At 63.0% G+C, this 19,415-nt stretch carries 20 protein-coding genes; 12 read left to right on the top strand and 8 right to left on the bottom strand.

All coding sequences use genetic code 11. From position 1 onward, the window contains the following. Positions 1-24: 24 nt before the first annotated feature. The 9 genes from HYZ11_06180 to thpR are packed head-to-tail and all read left to right on the top strand — an operon-like array spanning position 25 to position 6,613. Complete coding sequence (locus HYZ11_06180; GenBank protein MBI3127172.1) at positions 25-915, top strand: elongation factor Ts; 891 nt, start codon at positions 25-27, stop codon at positions 913-915. 34 nt (positions 916-949) lie between these two features. Beyond that, a complete protein-coding gene (locus HYZ11_06175; protein MBI3127171.1) occupies positions 950-1,675 on the top strand; it encodes a UMP kinase in 726 nt (241 codons plus the stop codon). A gap of 34 nt (positions 1,676-1,709) precedes the next feature. Further along, complete coding sequence (gene frr / locus HYZ11_06170) at positions 1,710-2,264, top strand: ribosome recycling factor (protein MBI3127170.1); 555 nt, start codon at positions 1,710-1,712, stop codon at positions 2,262-2,264. Between the two features lie 16 nt (positions 2,265-2,280). Further along, on the top strand, positions 2,281-3,039 hold the full coding sequence (locus HYZ11_06165; GenBank protein MBI3127169.1) for an isoprenyl transferase: 759 nt from the start codon (positions 2,281-2,283) through the stop codon (positions 3,037-3,039). 7 nt (positions 3,040-3,046) lie between these two features. Further along, complete coding sequence (locus HYZ11_06160; GenBank protein MBI3127168.1) at positions 3,047-3,841, top strand: phosphatidate cytidylyltransferase; 795 nt, start codon at positions 3,047-3,049, stop codon at positions 3,839-3,841. A gap of 21 nt (positions 3,842-3,862) precedes the next feature. After that, positions 3,863-5,038, top strand: a complete 1,176-nt coding sequence (locus HYZ11_06155) for a 1-deoxy-D-xylulose-5-phosphate reductoisomerase (GenBank protein ID MBI3127167.1) — start codon at positions 3,863-3,865, stop codon at positions 5,036-5,038. Beyond that, positions 5,035-5,511 (top strand): phosphatidylglycerophosphatase A, encoded by a 477-nt coding sequence (locus tag HYZ11_06150; GenBank protein ID MBI3127166.1) that lies wholly within the window; start codon positions 5,035-5,037, stop codon positions 5,509-5,511. Before HYZ11_06155 ends, HYZ11_06150 begins: the two co-directional genes overlap by 4 nt. A 59-nt stretch (positions 5,512-5,570) precedes the next feature. Continuing rightward, positions 5,571-6,017, top strand: coding sequence for a CinA family protein (locus tag HYZ11_06145; GenBank protein ID MBI3127165.1), 447 nt, complete (start codon positions 5,571-5,573; stop codon positions 6,015-6,017). 20 nt (positions 6,018-6,037) lie between these two features. Next, positions 6,038-6,613 carry an RNA 2',3'-cyclic phosphodiesterase gene (gene thpR, locus HYZ11_06140; GenBank protein MBI3127164.1) on the top strand — a complete coding sequence of 192 codons (576 nt, stop codon included), beginning with the start codon at positions 6,038-6,040 and terminating at the stop codon, positions 6,611-6,613. Between the two features lie 21 nt (positions 6,614-6,634). On the opposite strand, the gene HYZ11_06135 is transcribed toward thpR, so the two are convergent. Continuing rightward, positions 6,635-7,162 carry a hypothetical protein gene (locus HYZ11_06135; GenBank protein ID MBI3127163.1) on the bottom strand — a complete coding sequence of 176 codons (528 nt, stop codon included), beginning with the start codon at positions 7,160-7,162 and terminating at the stop codon, positions 6,635-6,637. Between the two features lie 1,054 nt (positions 7,163-8,216). Here HYZ11_06135 and HYZ11_06130 point away from each other — a divergent pair. Then, on the top strand, positions 8,217-8,495 hold the full coding sequence (locus HYZ11_06130) for a hypothetical protein (GenBank protein MBI3127162.1): 279 nt from the start codon (positions 8,217-8,219) through the stop codon (positions 8,493-8,495). Between the two features lie 9 nt (positions 8,496-8,504). On the opposite strand, the gene HYZ11_06125 is transcribed toward HYZ11_06130, so the two are convergent. Both HYZ11_06125 and HYZ11_06120 read right to left on the bottom strand, forming a co-directional pair. Next, the gene (locus HYZ11_06125; protein ID MBI3127161.1) at positions 8,505-9,005 is read right to left on the bottom strand and encodes a DUF421 domain-containing protein; all 501 of its coding nucleotides are present in this window, start codon (positions 9,003-9,005) and stop codon (positions 8,505-8,507) included. Between the two features lie 54 nt (positions 9,006-9,059). Then, a complete protein-coding gene (locus HYZ11_06120; GenBank protein MBI3127160.1) occupies positions 9,060-9,623 on the bottom strand; it encodes a hypothetical protein in 564 nt (187 codons plus the stop codon). A 71-nt stretch (positions 9,624-9,694) separates the two neighbouring features. Between HYZ11_06120 and HYZ11_06115 the strand changes: the two genes are divergently transcribed. Beyond that, positions 9,695-9,928 (top strand): hypothetical protein, encoded by a 234-nt coding sequence (locus tag HYZ11_06115; GenBank protein MBI3127159.1) that lies wholly within the window; start codon positions 9,695-9,697, stop codon positions 9,926-9,928. Between the two features lie 454 nt (positions 9,929-10,382). Here the strand turns inward: HYZ11_06115 and HYZ11_06110 are convergent, their stop codons facing one another. Beyond that, entirely contained in the window at positions 10,383-12,419 is a 2,037-nt protein-coding gene (locus HYZ11_06110) for a PAS domain S-box protein (protein MBI3127158.1), read from the bottom strand. A gap of 82 nt (positions 12,420-12,501) precedes the next feature. After that, on the bottom strand, positions 12,502-13,902 hold the full coding sequence (locus HYZ11_06105) for a sigma-54-dependent Fis family transcriptional regulator (GenBank protein MBI3127157.1): 1,401 nt from the start codon (positions 13,900-13,902) through the stop codon (positions 12,502-12,504). Positions 13,903-14,738: 836 nt separating this feature from the next. Between HYZ11_06105 and HYZ11_06100 the strand changes: the two genes are divergently transcribed. Next, positions 14,739-16,004, top strand: coding sequence for a hypothetical protein (locus HYZ11_06100; GenBank protein MBI3127156.1), 1,266 nt, complete (start codon positions 14,739-14,741; stop codon positions 16,002-16,004). Between the two features lie 55 nt (positions 16,005-16,059). Here HYZ11_06100 and HYZ11_06095 read toward each other — a convergent pair whose 3' ends face one another. The 3 genes from HYZ11_06095 to HYZ11_06085 form a co-directional block, all read right to left on the bottom strand. Then, positions 16,060-17,151: an ABC transporter substrate-binding protein gene (locus tag HYZ11_06095; protein ID MBI3127155.1), complete on the bottom strand. Its 1,092-nt coding sequence runs from the start codon at positions 17,149-17,151 to the stop codon at positions 16,060-16,062. Between the two features lies 1 nt (position 17,152). Beyond that, complete coding sequence (locus HYZ11_06090; GenBank protein ID MBI3127154.1) at positions 17,153-18,199, bottom strand: sigma-54-dependent Fis family transcriptional regulator; 1,047 nt, start codon at positions 18,197-18,199, stop codon at positions 17,153-17,155. A gap of 625 nt (positions 18,200-18,824) precedes the next feature. Further along, positions 18,825-19,406, bottom strand: a complete 582-nt coding sequence (locus HYZ11_06085) for a hypothetical protein (GenBank protein ID MBI3127153.1) — start codon at positions 19,404-19,406, stop codon at positions 18,825-18,827. Positions 19,407-19,415: the final 9 nt, after the last annotated feature.

Below are 19,415 nucleotides of genomic sequence, written 5' to 3'. Positions count from 1 at the left end.
CCTTGACAGGGAGAACGTGCGGGGATGGAAGTTACGGCACAGATGGTCAAGGAGCTCCGCTCCCAGACGGGCGCGGGGATCATGGACTGCAAGGAGGCCCTCCGCGAGAAGGCGGGCGATTTCGACGAGGCGGTCCGCTACCTCCGCGAGAAGGGCCTGGCCAGCGCCTCGAAGAAGGCCGGCCGCGCGGCCAGCGACGGACAGGTGTACACCATGCTGGAGTCCGGCGGCCGCAAGGGCGTCATCGTCGAGGTGAACTGCGAAACCGATTTCGTCGCCCGCACGGACGACTTTCGGGCGCTCCTCGCCCGCGTGGCCAGGCACGTCTCCGAGAAGGGCCCGGAGAGCCTTCCGCCGGCGCCGGACGGCGGGCCCGTCCAGGAGGCGGTGAGCGCCGCCATCGCGAAGCTGGGCGAGAACATCATCGTGGCCCGCGGGGAGCGCGTCGAGCTGCCGTCCGGCCAGGCGGGCCGGGTGGTGAGCTACGTGCATCCGGGCGGCCGCATCGGGGTGCTGGCCGTGCTGGCCGTCCAGTCGGAAGCCAAGGCAGCGTCGCCCGAGTTCGCCGAGGTGGCCAAGGACGTCGCCATGCACGTGGCGGCGAGCGCGCCCCAGTTCCTGGAGCCGGGCGAGATCTCCCAGTCGCTCCTCGACAACGAGCGCCAGATCCTGCTCGCCCAGCAGAAGGACTCGGGCAAGCCCGAGAATATCCTCGCCAAGATCGTCGAGGGACGGCTCGCCAAGTTCAAGAAGGAGATATGCCTGCTCGAGCAGCCCTTCGTGAAGGATCCGGACCAGACCGTCCGGGCCATGCTCGCGAGCCGGGGCAAGGCCCTCGGCGATAGCATCGCTGTCGTGCGTTTTGTGCGGTACCAGCTGGGCGAGACCGCGTCCCAGCCCGGCGAAGGAAATTAGCCCTCCGGGAGGCGCTCCGGGGAAAGGAGCTGCAATGGCCCAGCGTCCGCGGTTCCGCCGGATCCTCCTCAAGCTGTCCGGGGAAGCCCTCGGAGGGAAGCGCAGTTACGGCATCGACCACGCCACCGTGGACAACATCGCCCAGGAGATCGCCGAGGTCCACAAGCTCAACGTGGACATCGCCGTCGTGGTCGGCGGCGGCAACATCTTCCGCGGCGGCGAGGCGGCGGAGATGGGCATGGAGCGCACCAACGCCGACTACATGGGGATGCTGGCCACCGTCATCAACGCCCTGGCCCTGCAGCACGCGCTCGAGAAGGCCGGCCTCGTCACCCGCGTCCTGAGCGCCATCCACATGGCCGAGCTGTGCGAGCCCTACATCCGGCGGCGGGCCATCCGCCACATGGAGAAGCGGCGCGTCGTGATCTTCGCCGGGGGCACGGGGAACCCTTACTTCACCACCGACACCACGGCCAGCCTGCGGGCGGTCGAGGTGGGCTGCGAGTGCATCCTCAAGGCCACCAAGGTGGATGGCGTGTACACCGCCGACCCGCACGAGGACAGCTCGGCCGAGTTCATCCACCGGCTGACCTACATCGAGGTCCTCAACCGCCAGTTGAGCGTGATGGACACCACGGCCATCAGCCTTTGCATGGACAACAACCTCCCGATCATCGTCTTCAACCTGAACAAACCGGGGAACATCCGCCGCGTCGTGATGGGGGAGGAGGTGGGGACCCTGGTGGCGGCGACCGCCTAGGCGGGGACGGGACCGGGAACGGAGGGCGCGCCTCATGGACGACGTAGCGGCCGACGTAAGGAAGCGGATGACGGCCACGGTGGAGAGCTTCAAGCAGGAGCTCTCCCGCGTGCGCACGGGCCGGGCCTCGACCGGCCTCATCAGCCACGTGAAGGTGGCCTACTACGGCAATCCGACGCCCCTGAACCAGCTCGCCACCCTGAGCGCGCCCGAGCCCCAGCTCCTCGTGGTCCAGCCCTTCGACCGCAACGCGCTGGGCGAGATCGAGAAGGCCATCCAGAAGGCGGACCTCGGCCTGAACCCCGCGAACGACGGCAAGGTGATCCGCGTGCCCGTCCCTCCCCTGACGGAGGAGCGGCGCAAGGAAATGGTCAAGATGCTCAAGAAGATGGCCGAGGACAACAAGGTCGCGGTCCGCAACGTCCGCCGGGACGGGAACGAGGGATTGAAGGCCCGGGAGAAGAGCAAGGAGATCACCGAGGATCAGTCCCGGAAGGGCCAAGCCGAGATACAGAAGATGACCGACCAGTTCATCTCCCAGATCGACGGGTTGCTGGCGTCCAAGGAAAAAGAAATCCTCGAGGTGTAGGTCCGGGAGGCGGCTCATGGAACCTCGCATCGATCCGCGGGTCGACCTCGGGCGCCTGCCGCGCCACATCGGCATCATCATGGACGGCAACGGCCGGTGGGCGAAGAAGCGGTTCCTGCCCCGCATCGCCGGCCACCGCGAGGGCGTGAAGGCGGTGGACCGCGTGGTCGCCCACGCCCGCCGGATGGGCGTCCAGGCCCTCACTCTCTACAGCTTCTCCCTCGAGAACTGGAGCCGGCCGCGCGAGGAGGTGGAGGCCCTGATGGGCATCCTCGCCGAGTACCTCGAGCGCGAGCTGAGGCGCATGCTCCGAGAGGGGATCCGCTTCAACGCCATCGGCCATCTGGAGGATCTCCCGCCCTTCGCCCAGAAGATGGTCGCGGACGCCATGCGCGACACGGCCGACCAGCGGGGCATGGTGCTGACCCTGGCGCTGAGCTACGGGTCCCGCCGCGAGATCGCCGACGCCGCCCGCGCCCTGGCGCGCGAGGCGGCGGCGGGCAAGCTGGATCCCGAGGACATCGACGAGGCGGACCTCGCCCGGCATCTCTACACGGCGAACCTGCCCGAGCTCGATCTCCTCATCCGGACGAGCGGGGAGCTGCGCCTCTCCAACTACCTCCTCTGGCAGGCCGCCTACGCGGAGCTCTACTTCACCGACCTCTACTGGCCCGATTTCGGCGAGCGGGAGCTGGAGGAAGCCATCCTCGACTTCCAGTCCCGGGTGCGGAAATTCGGCCTGACCGAGGAGCAGTTGGCCGGCCGGAAGGCGTGAGCCTGCCGTGGCCCGCCTCCTGAGCGCCCTCGCGCTCGGAATCCCCGCCGTTTTTGTCGTGTGGTTCGCTCCCCCCACTGCCTTCATCTGGCTCGTGCTCCTGTTCGTCCTCCTCGCGGCCTGGGAGTATCAGGGGCTCATGGCCGCCTGCGGCTGGCCGGGCCGGGAGTGGGAGACGGCGCTCGACGCGGGGGCGCTTCTGCTCGCGGGGTGGGCCGGGGGGGCGCTTCCGGGCCTGGCGCTCACCCTCATCCTCCTGCGCCTCCTGGTGCGCTCGCTGGGGGCGGCGGAGCCGCGCCTCGGCATCGCCGGATCGGGCGCCTCCCTCCTCGGGATCGTGTGGATCGGCGGCGCGGGCATGCTCCTGTCCATGACGAGCGCGCTCCCGGGCGGGCGGGCGGCGGTGCTCTTCCTCTTCGCCGTGGTGTGGGCGAACGATGTGGCGGCCTACTTCGTGGGCCGCAGGCTGGGCCGGAGGCGGCTCGCCCCGGTCATCAGCCCGGCCAAGACGATGGAGGGCGCGGCCGGAGGGCTGGCCGCCGGCGCGGCGGTGGGGGCGCTCTTCGCGGCCTTCTTCCCGCTGCCGGCGCTGGGTTTCGCGGGCGCCGTCGGGGCGAGCCTTCTCCTGGGGCTCCTGGCCCAGGTGGGGGATCTGTGCGAGTCCCTTCTCAAGCGGGCCGCCGGGATGAAGGATGCCTCGGGCATCATCCCCGGCCATGGCGGGGTGCTGGATCGGATCGATGGTTTGCTCCTCTCCGCTCCGCCGTTCTACTATCTCCTGCACTGGCTCGCGAGCCGATAGGACCGTCTCCAGGTGACCGCCATGCCGCGCCGCATCTCCATCCTCGGGTCCACGGGAAGCATCGGGGAGAACGCCCTCCGCATCGTGGCCGAGCATCCGGACCGCTTCCAGGTGGCGGGCCTGGCCGCCGGGAAGGGATGGGAGCGCCTGGCGGAGCAGGCCAGGCTTTTCCGGCCGGCGGTCGTCTCGGTGGCCGATCCCCGGGACGCCGCGCACCTGGAGGGCATCGTGCCGAAGGGAACCGCGGTCCTGAGCGGGGCGGAAGGGCTCCGCGAGGTGGCCGCGGGAGTGGGCGCCGGCGTCGTGGTCTCGGCCCTGGTGGGGGCGGCGGGCCTCGATCCCACGCTGGCCGCCATCGACGCGGGCGTGGCCGTCGCCCTCGCCAACAAGGAAGTGCTGGTGATGGCGGGGGAGATCGTCACCCGGCGGGCGCGGGCCCGGGGGGCGGCCCTCCTCCCGGTGGACAGCGAGCACGCCGGGATCGCCCAGGCGCTCCAGGGGCGGCCGGCGGAGGAGGTGAGACGCCTGGTGCTGACCGCCTCGGGCGGGCCCTTCCGGGGCCTGCCGCTGGACGCGATGGCCCGCATCACGCCGGAGGAGGCGCTGCGCCACCCGACCTGGAAGATGGGGCCCAAGGTGACGGTGGACTCGGCCACCATGATGAACAAGGGCCTCGAGGTCATCGAGGCGCACTGGCTCTTCGGCCTGGCGCCCGAGCGGGTGGACGTGGTGGTGCACCCGCAGAGCATCGTCCACGCCATGGTGGAGTTCGTGGACGGGAGCTTCATCGCCCAGATGAGCCAGCCCGACATGCGGATCCCCATCGCGCAGGCGCTCAGCTATCCCGAGCGGATCCCCCTGTCGGTCCGCCGGCTGGACCTGGCGGAGGTGGGGACGCTCACCTTCGAGGAGCCCGACTCCGACCGCTTCCCCTGCCTGTGCCTGGCCAAGGCGGCCCTGCGCGAGGGAGGGACGGCGGCGGCCGTCTTGAACGCGGCGAACGAGGAGGCGGTGGCGTCCTTCCTCGCGGGAGAAGTCGGGTTCATGGACATCCCCGCCGTGGTGGGCGCCGCCCTCGACGCCCACGCCGGAGCCCCCGCCTCCGGCGTGGAGGCCGTCCTGGCGGCGGACCATTGGGCGCGCGAATTCGCGCGGACCTGCCTGAACGGCCAAGCCGCCCGGGCGCGGCGGCGGTGAACGCGCGGGCGGCGGAGCGGCGCGCCGGGGCGTCTCCGGCCTGGATGGTCGCCACCCTGGGGGGCCTCGGGCGGTTCCCGCTGACCCCCGGCACCGCCGGGTCGGCGGCGGGTCTGGCGCTCTACTGGGCGGCCTATCAGGCCGGCGCCTGGCTCCCCTTCGTCCTGTTCATCCTCGTCGCGGCGGCCGGCCTCTGGTCGGCCGGCGCGGTGGAGCGGGAGGTGGATCGGAAGGATCCTCCCGAGGTGGTGGTCGACGAAGCGGCGGGGCAGATGCTCTGCCTCCTGGGGGCGGAGCCTTCCCTCGCCCTCCTGGCCGCGGGCCTGGTGGTTTTCCGCGCGCTCGACATCGCGAAGCCCTGGAGGCGCTTGGAGTCCCTGCCCGGCGGGTGGGGCATCATGGCGGACGACCTCGCCGCGGGCGCGGCCGGATGGGTTCTTCTGGCCGTCGCGCGGGCCACTTCTCTCTTTTGATCGATTGAAGGAAAGGAATTTTTTTGGCCGAGAAGCTGGAAGAGTGGCTGGGCCCCGAGATGCTCCGGAGGGAGTGGAAGATAGCCACCGCCGAGAGCTGCACGGGGGGCCTCATCGCGCACCGCATCACGAACGTCCCGGGGAGCTCGGGCTACTTCGACCGGGGCTTCATCACCTACAGCAATGAAGCCAAGATGGAGGAGCTCGGGGTCCCGGCCGATCTCCTGGCCGCCCATGGAGCGGTGAGCGAGCCATGCGCGCAAGCCATGGCCGAGGGCGCACGCCGCGCGGCGGCCAGCGAAGCCGCCCTCTCGGTCACCGGCATCGCCGGGCCCTCGGGGGGGACGCCGCAGAAGCCGGTGGGGACGGTTTTCATGGCCGTGTCCCTTCCCTCGGGCACCCGCTGCCGGGAGCAGCACTTCCAAGGGGATCGCATTTCGATCCAGGTGCAGACGGCCGAAGCGGCGCTCCGCTTCCTGCGCGAAGTCCTGGAAGGAGGGGCGTGACCCGCTCCGAGGGGACTCCCATGCGCGCTTTCCTGGCGATCCCCCTGGTGCCCGAGGAAGCGGGGAAGCTCCGCGCGCTCCAGGAATCCCTGACCTCCCTTCCAGCGCTCGGCGAATTCCGCTGGACACCCGTCCAGAACATCCACCTGACGCTGCGCTTTCTGGGCGATATCGGCGAATCCCAGGCAGCCCGGGCCGGCGATGTACTCGAAGCCGCCGCGGCGCGGTGCCGCCCCTTCGAGATGCCTCTCGACCGCTTCGGTGTATTCCCCCACCTGCGGAGCCCGAGCGTGCTGTGGGGAGGGCCCGAGCGGACCCCCGGGCCGCTGGCGGATTTCGCGGAGAGGCTATTGGAAGAAATGGACGCGGCCGGATTCCCGGCCGAGGAGCGCCCCTTCCGCGCGCACCTGACCCTCGCCCGCCGCCGCGTGAAAGGGCGCCCGCCCGCGGGACTCGAGGGAGAGCTCGCCGCCGCCGAGGGCCGCTGGCTCTCTCCTCCGCCCCGGTTCCGGATGGGAGAGGCGGGGCTCTTCCGCAGCGCCCTCCGCCCCGGCGGCGCCATCTACACCCTCATCCGCCGCGCTCCGTTCTCCTGAGCTCGCCCGGATTCGGGCGCGTCAAGGGTAGACCCTCATCCCGCGGTGACAGCGCCAGAAGTGATACGCCATCGCCCCCGCCGCCAGGAAATTCCCGATCAGGATGAAGGGAAGGGTGATCGCGTATATCACTTCGCGGGCGAAGGCGAGGGAGAAGGCGGTGAACTCGAACGCCACGATGACGAGCAGGAGCAGCACCCCGAACCCATAGTTCGGGTTCCGGCCCGCCAACCGGATGAGGAAGGCCGCCGCCACGCCGATCGCCATGAAGGCGAACGTGTGGATCCAGGTGAAGAGGAACACCGTCTGGAACGAAACGGGCCCCGCCGCGAGCGGGGACGCGCCTTGGAACAAGACCCTTCCCAGCATATCCGGCGTGTGGAACGGCCGGCCCTGCAGCGTATCGACCAGCAGGAACCAGACGGCGATCATAGCGGCCCCTATCAAACCCGCGAGCACGCCTTCTTGCAGCGCCCCCGAGCCCAGCCGGGTCTTCCGGGAGACGCCACGGGTGGTCTTGGGAGGATGCGGCTTGGTGAATACGGCCATAGAAGATCTCCTTAAGTGAGCTGGCGACCTCTCCCTCTTTTCAACGTGGTAAGAACCGGCCGGCGTTTTTTCTCCTTTTTTCTATCTAGGGACCGTCGCGCTGGCGGGCAAGGATTCGCACGGCTTTTTACCCGAGGGCTGAAGAGCCCTGCCCCCGCTTTCGCATGCGCTCCCAGGCATGAGCGGGTTCGCATTCGAAGCGAAAGTTCAGGTTTCTTCCGGACGGAGTTCAGCGGAAAAAGACGCAGATTTCAGGAGAGGGGCTCAATGGAGCGGGCCCCGGCCAATGGTACGTTAATTCAAGAACTGGGAGAATTTTTCTCTGGTTCGTGGTTAGGCAAGGAGGTGACGAATGCACAATGCGAACTGGATTCTCAGATTGTTTCTGGCGGCCGCTCTCTTGGCGGGCTCGGTTTCGTTGACGGGCTGCGAAACCGCGAGAGGATTCGGGCGGGACATGGAAAACCTCGGAGATGCCATTCGGGGGCGCTGAGAGCCTGATGGGGCCAAAGACGACGCTCGCCGCTCCATTTCCCCATGAGACGACAGGAGGACGAGATGATCAAGGCGAATTGGATGCTCAGGTTGTTTCTTGCCGCGGTCCTTCTCGCGGGAAGCTTCGCTTTGTCCGGGTGCGAGACGTGGAGAGGCATGGGCCGGGATCTCGATAGGGCCGGAGAAGAAATGCAAGGCAGATGAGGCGAGCCGGCCGCGCCATGCCGCTCCGGGCTGAAAAAGAGACACGCCGCTTCATTCCCCATGAAACAGAGAGAGAACGAGATGATCAAGGCGAATTGGATGCTCAGGGTGTTCCTTGCCGCGGTTCTTCTCGCGGGAAGCTTCGCGCTCTCCGGGTGCGAGACGTGGAGAGGCATGGGCAGGGATATCGAACGGGCCGGAGAGGGAATGCAAGGGAGATAGCTGAGCCGGCCGCGCCGCCATCCTCTCATCAGGAGGATGGCGGCCGGCGCTCCGGCGGCGGGCGCGGATCACGCCGCCCTCCTCCTGCGGTCCGCTGTTCAATAGGCATCCCTGACAGGGCCATCCAAATCTCATGCCCCCGCATCGGCAATCACGTTCCGGCGAAAGCGGCCCCGCCGGAGGGCTCCGGCGCGGTTTCGAATGGCTGAAGAAGCCTTCCTTGTTCTGGCTGCGCGTTCCCCTGGGCTTGCTGCTGACGATTTCCGGATTCGCGGGGTTCCTGCCCATCGTCGGCTTCTGGATGATTCCCCTGGGGCTCTCCCTCCTCGCCGTCGATTTTCCTCCCGCAAAGCGCCTGATGGAGCGGCTGAACCGCCTGGGCGGGCGCCTCCGGGGAAAATGGCGCCGCTAGTCAGCAGGCTCAGGAGCGGCCCAAGCGGGCGTCCAGCTCTCGCCGAATCGTCTCCGTCACGTAAGGCAATTCCATGGGGATGATGGTGATGCCCCCGTTCTTCTCCAGAATCGCCATCCGGATCTGACTCATCTTCCATAGTCCGTATTGGTGCCGGGCCGCCTCGATGATGTCCTCGTTGTTGACGCGTTCCTTCTGGATGCGGTCGTCGAGCGGTTTGCCGTCCTCCACCAGGACGAGAGGCGTCCCCTCGGCGGCCTTTTCCATGCGAGGGGAGTATTCCTTCCACAGGCTGAAGCCCAAATCCACCATCAGCAGCGTGATGATGACAAGGACGCCGTTGGTTACCGAATAATCGTCCGAAAGCAAGGCGTTCTGCGTCGCCTCCCCGATGATGAGCAGCAAGACGAAATCGAACAGCGTGATCTGGGCCAGCGAGCGCTTGCCCATCACCCGGAAGAGGATCATCAGCACGAGGTAAATCGCCGTGGCGCGAAGGACGGGTTCCATGATCGCCTCGAGGCAGCTTGGCCAAAGGGGGATGTGTGCCGGCGGGGCAATTCCCTACGGGTATACCCAATGCGCGAACGGCAGGGACGCTCCGCCCGCTCCGGCCGCCCCATGGATGCGGCCGATGCGCTTCGGCCGGAATTGGATGGTGGCGAGGAGCGTACTGCCGGCGCCCGCCGCGAAATGAAACGCGGTGTGGGTGGAGAATGTCTCGGTCCACGCCGGTTCCGGCGTGATTCTCTCGATTTCGATTTGATCCAGGTAATCGTTGGAGAGGCGGAGCGCGATGGTTCGCCCCGTCCTTTCCCCCGCATGCACCTTCAGAAGGCTCGTCGACTTGTAGCGGCCGAATCTCTCATACTCCAGCCAGAAAGACTCCGCCGCGTCTCCCGCCACCGCCCGGCTGAGCGGCCCCCCGCCGAAGGCTCCGGCGAGGGCGCTGATCAAAATCAGGATGAGAAGAATCCACAGCGCCCGCTGGACACGCCATTCGCGCAGTTGGGCCCGAAAGTCCTCGTTCACCATTTCTCTTCGAAGCATGCGGAAAAGCCCCCAGCGGCGAGAAACGAAATCAAAGGGGATTCTAGCGGCATCCGCCTCTCCCACGCCTCCAGGCATTTCATTGATCCGGGAAAACCAGCCGCCCATATTGCTTGAAGGTGAAATTTTCAAGCCTTAAGGAGGCCAAAATGAATCGAGAAGATGCGAGACGGAAAGGCACGGCTGAGGCGGCCGGCGGCCCGGGCGCGCGAAAGAAAAATGAGGACAAAACGAAACCCGGCCTCGATGCCAGGCACTTGCCGGATGTGGTGGGAGACGAGGGTGGCGGCACGAGCGGGGGAGGGATTCCGTTCGCCTTGTCCGGGGCCATTCCGAGGGAGCCGGAGGAGAAGGGTGGAAAGCAGAAAAAAGACAAAGGATGAGGAAACGCGCCGGGCGCGAATACCGCGGGTCCGAGATCGATGGCGGTGACGGATGCTCCCCGCCGGCGGGCCAATTCCGATGCTGTAGAGGCCCGCGCCGTCGAGGGCGCCTGAGCCGTTTGAGCCTCCCGTGTTATTTGCGAAATGATTTGGCGGATTTTTCGGTTTAAATTGGCCGAAAATGGGCGTGAAAGGGCGTAAAACTCCGTAAAAAAGCGGAAAAGGATATCAAGTTGAGGTGAAACGCCTGTGAAAATGGGGGAATGCGATGTGTTGTCCCCGCCAACACCATCCACGTCCCGGTTAGGTCCTCAAAGAAAGTCGATGGCTTCATGAAGCCTATGCGGGACCTCGTGCCGCAAGCTTCCGCACGGATGCGGGCCGGCACCCCCGGCCACCCTTTGGGGCGAGAAGGAGGGTCAGCAAGAGCCGTCTCCTGCCCTTTCCGGTTGGCCTAAAACTTGGGCAGGGAAAACGTGAAGGTGCTGCCTTTTCCCGATTCGCCTTTTTCGGCCCAGATGCGACCGCCCTGCATGATGACCATGGAACGGACCAGACTCAGGCCAATTCCCAGGCCGCCGAAGCGCCGGGAGAAGCCGCTGTCCCCCTGGTAGAAAGGCTCGAAGATGACCTCTTTGTCGGCTTCGTCAATCCCGATCCCCTCGTCGCTGACGGAGACCCACACTTCGGTCGGATATTCCTGCGAGCCGAAGGAAATCGTTCCCCCATTGGGCGAATACTTGATGGCATTGTCGAGAAGGTTGGTGAGGATCTGGTTCACCCGGGTGGGATCGCAGATGCAGCGCGGGTTGGAGGGGTCGAGCCGGAGCGAAAGATGGAATTTGCCGGGGAAGGACTCTCTCCGGCTTTCGGTCAGATGCTTGACCAACTCGTTGATGGGGACCTCCTGCAAGTGGAGCTGCATGTTGTGACGGCCCAGATTCGCAATGTCGGTAAGGTCCTCGACAAGCTTCATCAGATGCTCCGCCGCATTCAGAATGGATTTGAGCATCTCGGCCTTATCGGGGGACTCCATCATCATGATGTCGCAGTAGCCGATAATCTGATTGAGCGGAGACCTCAGTTCGTGGGAGACCGTAGAGAGGAAGAAGCTCTTGGCCCTGTTGGTGGCGTGTGCCTCATCGATCATCTTTTTTTGTTTGTCCTCGATTTCCTTGTACCGCGCGACATCGTGGATGAATGCAATGAGGGCGGGGCTTCCACGCCTGTCCAGGCGGTTGCGGCTGATCTCGACGGGGAAGGTGCTCCCATCCTTCCGTCGGAAGAACCCCTCGGCGGTTTTCGCTTCATTCTCTCGCGTCCGATCCCATTCCAGCCGCGAGGTGGCGATCTGGCAGTACAGGTCAACAGCGTCCACGGAGAGGCCGAGGATCTCCTCGGATGAATAGCCAAGCGCGCGGCAGGCGCTCGGGTTGGCGTAAAGAATCTTTCCGTTCAGGTCATGGACCAGAATGGGATCGGCGGCGTTATCCGTGATCCGCCGGAAACCATCTTGTCTGTTCTTGGCCTGGACTTGAGCGATGGAGCAGGCGACCTGGTCGGCGAAAAGTTCTCCCATCAGATATCGGATGTCGTCCAGCCTTTGCGGGCTCGTCCAGTAGAAGAAAAGAAAACCCGAGGTCCGGTTCTGACAGCAAAGTGGGTAGCCAATGAACGATTGGTGCCCCTCCTCTACCTGCACCCATCCCCATTCCGGATCCTTGGTGGCGTCAGGGAAAACAACGGACCCGCCCAGGTTGGGTTGAGGAAGCATGCGATGGAAAAAGGGGTGTGGCACCGGAAAATTCTTGAGGCGGGTTATGAACCGGGCGGAGACGGCATCGGACTTGAAAAAGAGGAGCTCGTTCGTGTCCGGATCGAGCAGGATGAGGACGCTGCGATCCGTGCCCATGACGGGCTTGCACTCGCGGAAGGCGGCCTGGATGATCTCCAGCAAGTCTTCCTGGGCTCTCAACTTTCGCAAGGCCCCGGGCATGAACTGCATGGTCCGGCTGCTGATTTCGTACAGCTTCCCAAGCTCGAATGTCTCCAGAAGGGACGCAATGAGCCGGCCGTAAAGCTCGGCGAGCTGTATGTCGGCCGAGGAGTATTCCTGCCGCTCTTTGGAGCATATGAACAACCCCATGATCGTCTTGGGGTCGGCGTGAAACGGGATGACGAGCAAGGTTGTGAAGCCCATCTTCCGAAAGACTTTTTCATAAATGGCCCCGGGAGCCAGGCAATTGGTCACTTCGGGTCGCCCGTGCATCAGGGCGCGTTGAAGCAGGAAGCTCATGTGCTCGTTGAGACTCTCGTCAAGAGCCGCAACGAAGGGCAATCCAGCCTGGTACAGAACGCTCGCGGGGGTGCTGCCCGTGAGGTCCATCAGCAGCATGATGACCGTGTCGCCCCGCAAGGCGGCTCGCGCCTCCTCGCTGACCGGATGGAGGACCCTGGCGAGTTCAGGATTGGGCGTCTTGATGGATGACATTCTCATACGGAATGAAGAAGATCGCATCGGACGGATGCGGGGCGAACGCATTGCCGTGCAGCGTGATGCTCATCTCCACCGCTCATGAATTGCCCAATGCATCGGGGCGCAGGTTGTATTTCTTGATCCGGCCGTACAGGGTGGGACGGCTGATGCCCAGTTCACGGGCGGCCCTGGAAAGGTTGCCCTTGTGACGAGCAATGGCCTCCTCCAGGAACATGCGCTCGGTTTGTTCTTTGGCCTCATGCAACGAGCCGGGGACTTCCACCCTCATTCCATCGCTCCCTTTCGACAGATTGAGGTCTTCCTTTCGGATCCATCTGTGATCCGTCATCACAAGGGCCCTCCGGATGCAATTGGCCAGCTCGCGCACATTGCCGGGCCAGTGGTGCATGCGGATAGCGTTCAGCGCATCCGGCGCAAAGCCCTCCACCTTGATGCGAGCCTCCTGCGAAAAACGCTTCAGGAGCGCGTTCGAGATGATGATCTTGTCCTCTCCCCGCGTGCGAAGAGGCGGAAGCTCGAGCGAGAGAACGGCGAGGCGGAAATATAGATCCTCGCGGAATGTTCCTGCTTCAATGGCCCGCTGAAGGTTTTTGTTCGTGGCCGCGACGAAGAGAACGTCCACTTTCAGGGATTCCATCCCCCCGAGCCTCTCGAACCTGTATGTCTCGAGGAAGCGCAGCAGCTTCACTTGGAGCGACAAGGACAACTCTCCAATCTCGTCGAAAAACAGCGTTCCGCCATGGGCCATTTCCACCTTGCCTTTTTTCCGGGCGTGGGCGCCGGTGAAGGCGCCCCGCTCGTAGCCGAACAGTTCGGCTTCCAGCAGGTTGTCGGGGATGGCCCCACAGTTGATGGAGACGAACGGTCCGCCCGAACGGCTGCTTCGTTCGTGGATGGTGCGTGCGGCAAGCTCCTTCCCAGTGCCGCTCTCTCCGGTGATCAGGACTGGCGCGTTCGCCTGGGCGAATTTTTTCAACGAGGCGAACACATCCAGCATGGGTTTCGATGCTCCGATGATCCCGCTGCCAAAAGTCGGATAGGCGTCGTTGCTCTCGGGAAGCGCCTGAAGGTCAACGGAACTGGTGTTGTCAGATAGCAGATAAGGGTTGTACCGGCGGAGCAGGGCCTTGATGCGCGCGTTAAGGAGCTCCAGCCGGAAGGGCTTCGTGACGTAATCGTCGACATACTCCGAGAGTCCAAGAAGCTGGTTATCCATCGTCGAATCCCCCGTCAGCATGAGCCGCGGGATGGAAGTCAGCGCGGGATCTTGTTGAATGTCGACGCAAAAATCGAAGCCGTCGCGGCCGGGAAGGTGCAGATCGATCACGAAAATATCAGGGATATGATGCCGCAGTTTTTCCTTCGCATTCTCAACATTGTCGGCCTCGATGATCTCGAAGCCGAATTCGTTGAGCCCATGCCGGATCATTGTGCGTTGTTTCACACAATCTTCCACAAGAAGGATTCGGGCGATCATCTGAATACCTCCGCAAAAAAGCGATATCAGGATATTCCTGAATTATTTGCAATATTTTCCGTAACCCTTATCAAAGTATATCCATATCAGAATTATTATATCCCTTCGTGCTCTTTAAGACTAGAAAAATCAACTTAAAATACCCGTAAGCAAATTTTACAATATTCAGTTATCTTTTTAGGCATATGAGAATTTTCGATCAATTCTCCTTGCTCCAAGGGGATATTAGATATTCCAACATAGGGTATTCTGAAAGAAAGATGCCAGGGTTTGCGGATAAAGCGTCCGGGGAGGTCGTGCATTCCTTTGTAGATGGCCAATTCCCGGACTGTTCTCATATGAGTCGAAGGTAGACTATTAATTATATTTTGGATTTTCCGTAGTCTCAAATCCCAGATCACCTGTAACGAAAAGCCGTGGAGGGAGGTACGGCTCCTTCCCTGCGTCTGCCGTGGGCCGATCAAAAATGGCGGCATGCGATGTGCTTGCTTGAGGAGAGCATGCACACAGGAGGTGAATGCATTCATCGTGGCGGAATGGAGAGGATGTGCCCGAGCGGTCCCCGTTTCGAAGCATTCATCGCGGCGGGATGGGGACTGGGAGGGATGAAGATTGGCCGGTGAGGAAAATTTGAAAGCGGACATCCCTCGTGATGAGGGAATTTGTTCTGTTGATTCGGGGAATGTCGCGTATTCAAGGAATTTACTTGTGTAAATGTAATTTACGGTTTGCTCTTTCTCGTTCCCATTCCTTGGCGGGCGCTTTGGGCGGGACGAACAATTTTCGCCGGGATGGATGGAATCATTTCCATTTTTCTCAGGGGAGAGGAATAAGCCGTGAAAATTCGATGGCGTACTTCGTCGGGCCGTGCAGCCGGCTGTGTCGGCAAATTCGTGATTTCGGCGCTGGTGGGCGTTGGCAGCTTTGTGGTGCTCATCTTGTTGCACGGTTTGGCCTACGGCCAGCCAGCGCAAGGCTGGAGGCCAGGCCTGGGGATCAGCCTGCACGGATCGGGCGGCTTGTTGGATCGGCTGACCCTGGAGCGCCCCGACCTATATGCGGAGAGGGGGGCAGGAGACCTGCTCCTTGCGCAGGCGCCGGAGCCCGCCCCCAAGCCCCCCAGGGAGGTGACCCCGGTTGCGCCGACGACGCCACCTTCCGGCCCCACCCAGGGTGACCGCCCGGCGAGTGAAAAACCGCGCGAGGCCTTGCTGCTGGAGCGGGGGGCCATCCTCCTGGCCCCCGGGACGCTTCAGATCGAGCCGAGTTTCGAGTGGTCCCGGTTTACCGCGAACCGCGTCGTGATCAACGGCTTCACCGTGTTCGAGGCGATCGTCATCGGCTCGATCCGGGTCGACCGGCTGGATCGCGACATATACACCGAGGCGGTGACGCTCCGTTACGGCCTGCTCCCGCGCGTGCAACTCGAAACGCGGGTTCCCTTCATTCAGCGCAAGGACGAGGAAATCATCCAGGTTGGAACCAACGCTGAAAGCAGCAGAACCATCACTGGCTCGGGCATCGGCGACGTCGAGGGTTCGATCCTTTACCAGCCCATCATCGGGCAGGGGGCGATTCCCGATGTCATCTTGCGCTTACGCGGGAAATCCCGCACCGGCAAGGACTCCTTCGATATTAGCACCGAGACGGTCGGCGCGGGGGATGTGCGTCTGACCGAGGCGCCCACGGGCTCGGGCTTCTATAGCGCGGGACCGGGCGTCACGTTTGTCTGGAGAACGGATCCCGTCGTTTTGTTCGCGGGAGGGGGCTATACGTTCAATCTCGAGCGCTCCATCGGCGGAGCGACGGGCGACATCGATCCGGGCGATGTCGTCGACTTGTTCGCCGGCCTGAACTTCGCGATCAACGAACGGGTTTCGATGAATATGTCATTCATCATCCAGGATCAGGCGAAGACGGAGCGGAACGGCGTGAAGGTGAGAGGGACGGACTTTACGGACGCAAGGCTCTCCTTCGGAACCTCCGTTACCATCGCTCCCAACATGTCGCTCCTGATGGCGGTCGCCATCGGCCTCTCGGAGCAGTCGCCCGACTTTCAACTTACGATCAGCTTTCCCATCACGTTCAATCTGTTCAGGTAGGAGGTCATGCATGCGCCCAGCATCCGGTCCGGTCGTCCGGCCCGGATGGGGACGCTCATTTCGCCGCCGGGGAGGGAGGCAACTCCGCCTTCAACTTCTCCATCGCCTTCCGGGCGAACCGGTTGTCAATGTATTTTTCGAGATCCTCCGGCACCGCCTTCAGTTGGCCGGCCTCCTTGAGGCCCCAGGCGTTATACTTCGCGTCGGCAATGTCGCTCTCCGACCAAAAATACCGGTCGTGGCGGGAATACGTGACCCACGAATGGGCGAGCTTCTCGTCCACCGAGGCCACCCCTAGGCGGTGGAAGAAGATGGTCAGGACGCGGGAGGCATCCTTGGAGTCTTGTTGAATGTATTGAAGCGCCTTGACCCACGCGTTCACGAACCGTTGGACGGTCTCCGGCTCCTTCTCGATGAACTCTTGGCGTGCGAGGAGAGGGTCGCTCTGGATTAGGCCGATCTTCTCTTTGATTTCCTCGTGTCCTACGGCGACCCTTCCCAGTTTTTTCATCGTCATCACATCGGTGAAGTGCCGGGTCTCGAAAATGGCGTCCGCCATTTTCGCCGGAAACACCTGGGTGAGCTTGGAGGAGTCCAAGAATCGGATCTCCACATCCTTCAGGGTCATGTTGCTTTGGTTGAGCAGCCGGATGAACGCGGGCAAGGCGTTCGAGGCGACGCCCAGGGCCATGCTTTTCCCCTTGAGATCATTCAATGACTTGGTGCGAGCGTCCGACGCGGGCACTACGAGCTGCATCTGGGTGTCCCAGCCGCTTATGGATATGGCGCGGATCGGCATCTTCAGCTGCGCCATCTTCAGAAAGTTGCGCTGGGGCAGAATGGCGAGATCCGACGAGCCGGCCAGCAAAGAGTTGCCGATGGCGTTCACCGAGGGGACCGCCAAGCCGCTGACGACGAGGCCCTCTTGGGCGAAGAAGCCCCGCTCGATGGCCACCAGGGCCGGCAGGGCGTTCCATCCGTTCGTGAAGGAAAGGCGGACCACGCGCAATTCTGCGGCGGCCGAATGAGAGGCCATCGCCAGGAGAAGAGCTGCGGCGGCCCAGAATATTCTTGCCGGTCTCATGGACGATCTCCTTGGAGGAAAAGCGCCGGCAATAAAGGCCCGGCATTTCGCGTGAAGTGCCATGTCATCCCTTTTTTATGCGGTACTTCCGCATCAGGGTGTAAAGATGCGGACGGCTGATTTTCAGCAGCCTGGCAGCGCGCGAGATATTGCCTTTGCTGAGCGAGAGCGCCTTTTGCAGATATTCATGTTCGACTTTTTCCTTTGCCTCCGGGAGATTCAAGAGGTCAGGGGTGTCCTTCTCCGGATCGAGGCTCAGGTCCGAGGGCGAGAGCCACTCGTTTTCCGCCATCACGACCGCCCTGCGGAGTTTGTTGAGCAGCTCCCTGATGTTGCCCGGCCAGGGATATGACTCCATGGCCCGCAAGGTTTCGGGCGTGAAGCCTTTGACGGGCCGGCCCAACTCGCGCGCGAACTTCTCGAGGAATTGGTAGGCGAGGAGATGCACGTCGTCGCCGCGTTCCCTGAGAGGCGGCAGATGTATGCACAAGACCGCCAGGCGGTAGTACAGATCCTCTCGGAACTCTTTCTTCTTGACGGACTCGAACAGGTTTTTGTTGGTCGCGCTGATGATTTGGACGTCGATGTTCCTGGCGCTGGTCCCGCCGACCCGGTCGATCTGGCGCGTCTCCAGGAAGCGCAGCAATTTGACCTGGAGCGTCAGGGGCAGTTCCCCGACCTCATCCAGGAACAGCGAGCCTCCGTGCGCGAGCTCGGCCTTCCCCTTTTTGAGGGCATACGCCCCCGTGAATGCCCCCTTTTCGTGCCCGAATAGCTCGGACTCGAGGAGCGGGCCCGGTATCGCGCCGCAATTGACCGCAACGAAGGGACCATCGGCACGCCGCAGCTTTTTCTTGTGAATCAAGGCCGCGACGACTTCCTTGCCTGTGCCGGTCTCCCCTGTGATGAGGATCGAGGCATCCGATGAGGAGGCAAATTTCTCAATTTGCTGGAAGACCTCCTGCATCCCCGGGCTGTCGGCGATGATTTCCTTCGGGTGCTTTCCTCTTTCCAGGACGTGGACGGGAGGCGTAAAGCCGGGTGCGTCGGACTGGTTTGGGGTGCCATCGGAAAAGCAGGTGTCAGGCAAATCATGGGCGGAATATGGCATGTCTCCCCTCGGGCGTTTCGTTGCCGCCGGTTTGCAAGGATTCCCAGATCGGCAACGCGTGGAGTTCTTTGGACTTCCCCTTGGGCTAGCTCTCGCCTCGTCTCAAGAAGGCGCAAGAGTCTCACCCTCCGCTTCCTGCGATGCGATCCACGCCGGGAATCCCGCTGGCAGTCCGCCTATGAAAAAGCAAATTACGGGCCAAGTGAAATTCTAAGATCATGTCGGAATTGCGGCTTGAATTGGGAGAAGGGGATGGGGGTGTGGTCCGCTTATGTAAATCCCAAAGACAGCCGATTTGTGAAGCGGCGGAACACCCATACGGGCGAAGGATTTTCGGGTGTAAGGCTGTATACGCTTTTATGAAACGCGGTGTTAAGAAACATGACCTTTTGTTCATCATGTGACGTTATCTGGAGATATTTTGAAGGAGGATGATCCCGCGTCTCCTTTTGCGACTTCCTTCGGGCTGTGCTTCTTTCGGCCTGTACTTATGGAAGGGAGCGGGAGCCCGAGCGGATACAGGAGGCTGCGGCGGAGAAGGGTTCCTCGATGGGGCTAGTGACAGGTGGACAGGGTGGACGAGATGGTTTGTGAGGTATCTCTCGAGGCGGCGCCTTGGGGCATGTTACCTTGTCGGCGCGGTATTCTGGATCAGGCGGGAAGAGAATCCGTTGGGGGTGGGGGAGCCGGTACCGAAGGACGGTCCGAATGTCGGCACGAGAGCGACGTCTCGAAAGGTGGAGAGGCGGGTATTCCTTTCCTCGTTGCGGACCGATGCGGTGTTCCGTTTGATCTCGACGCGGACGCGCTTCTTTTCGCCGTTGGCTGGCGGAACCTCGGAAATGGAGCTTTCGGGCGCAGCGTCCGCGCCGCCGAGGGAGGGGTCCTGCTCTTTTGCGGCCTCGGGCGGAGTGAAACTGGCGTCGCCGGATTCCCCGCCTCGCACGCTGCCCAGTTCCAACTCCGAAATGGACTGCATATCCGAACAGCCGTGGGTCGCTATCGTCATAACCCGTTCATGCAGGATGGATGATTCCAGGCGCAGGTTTTCAACCGTCGTAGAATGCCAGGGCGCCTCTCTCGGACTGCAATCCGACTTCAGCAAGGCGGGATTTTCCGCGCCGGCCCGCTCCAGACCAAAGGGCGACGCAAGCAGCATGAAGCACAAGATGCGTATGAGCGTCCTCATTTTCTCCAGGCGCATCATCCCGGTTCC

It is taken from the genome of Candidatus Tectomicrobia bacterium, from assembly GCA_016192135.1.
Taxonomy (GTDB): Bacteria; UBA8248; UBA8248; order UBA8248; family UBA8248; genus 2-12-FULL-69-37.
Note: the sequence above shows the minus strand (reverse complement) of the source record. Positions and strands in the feature narration are given on the sequence as shown.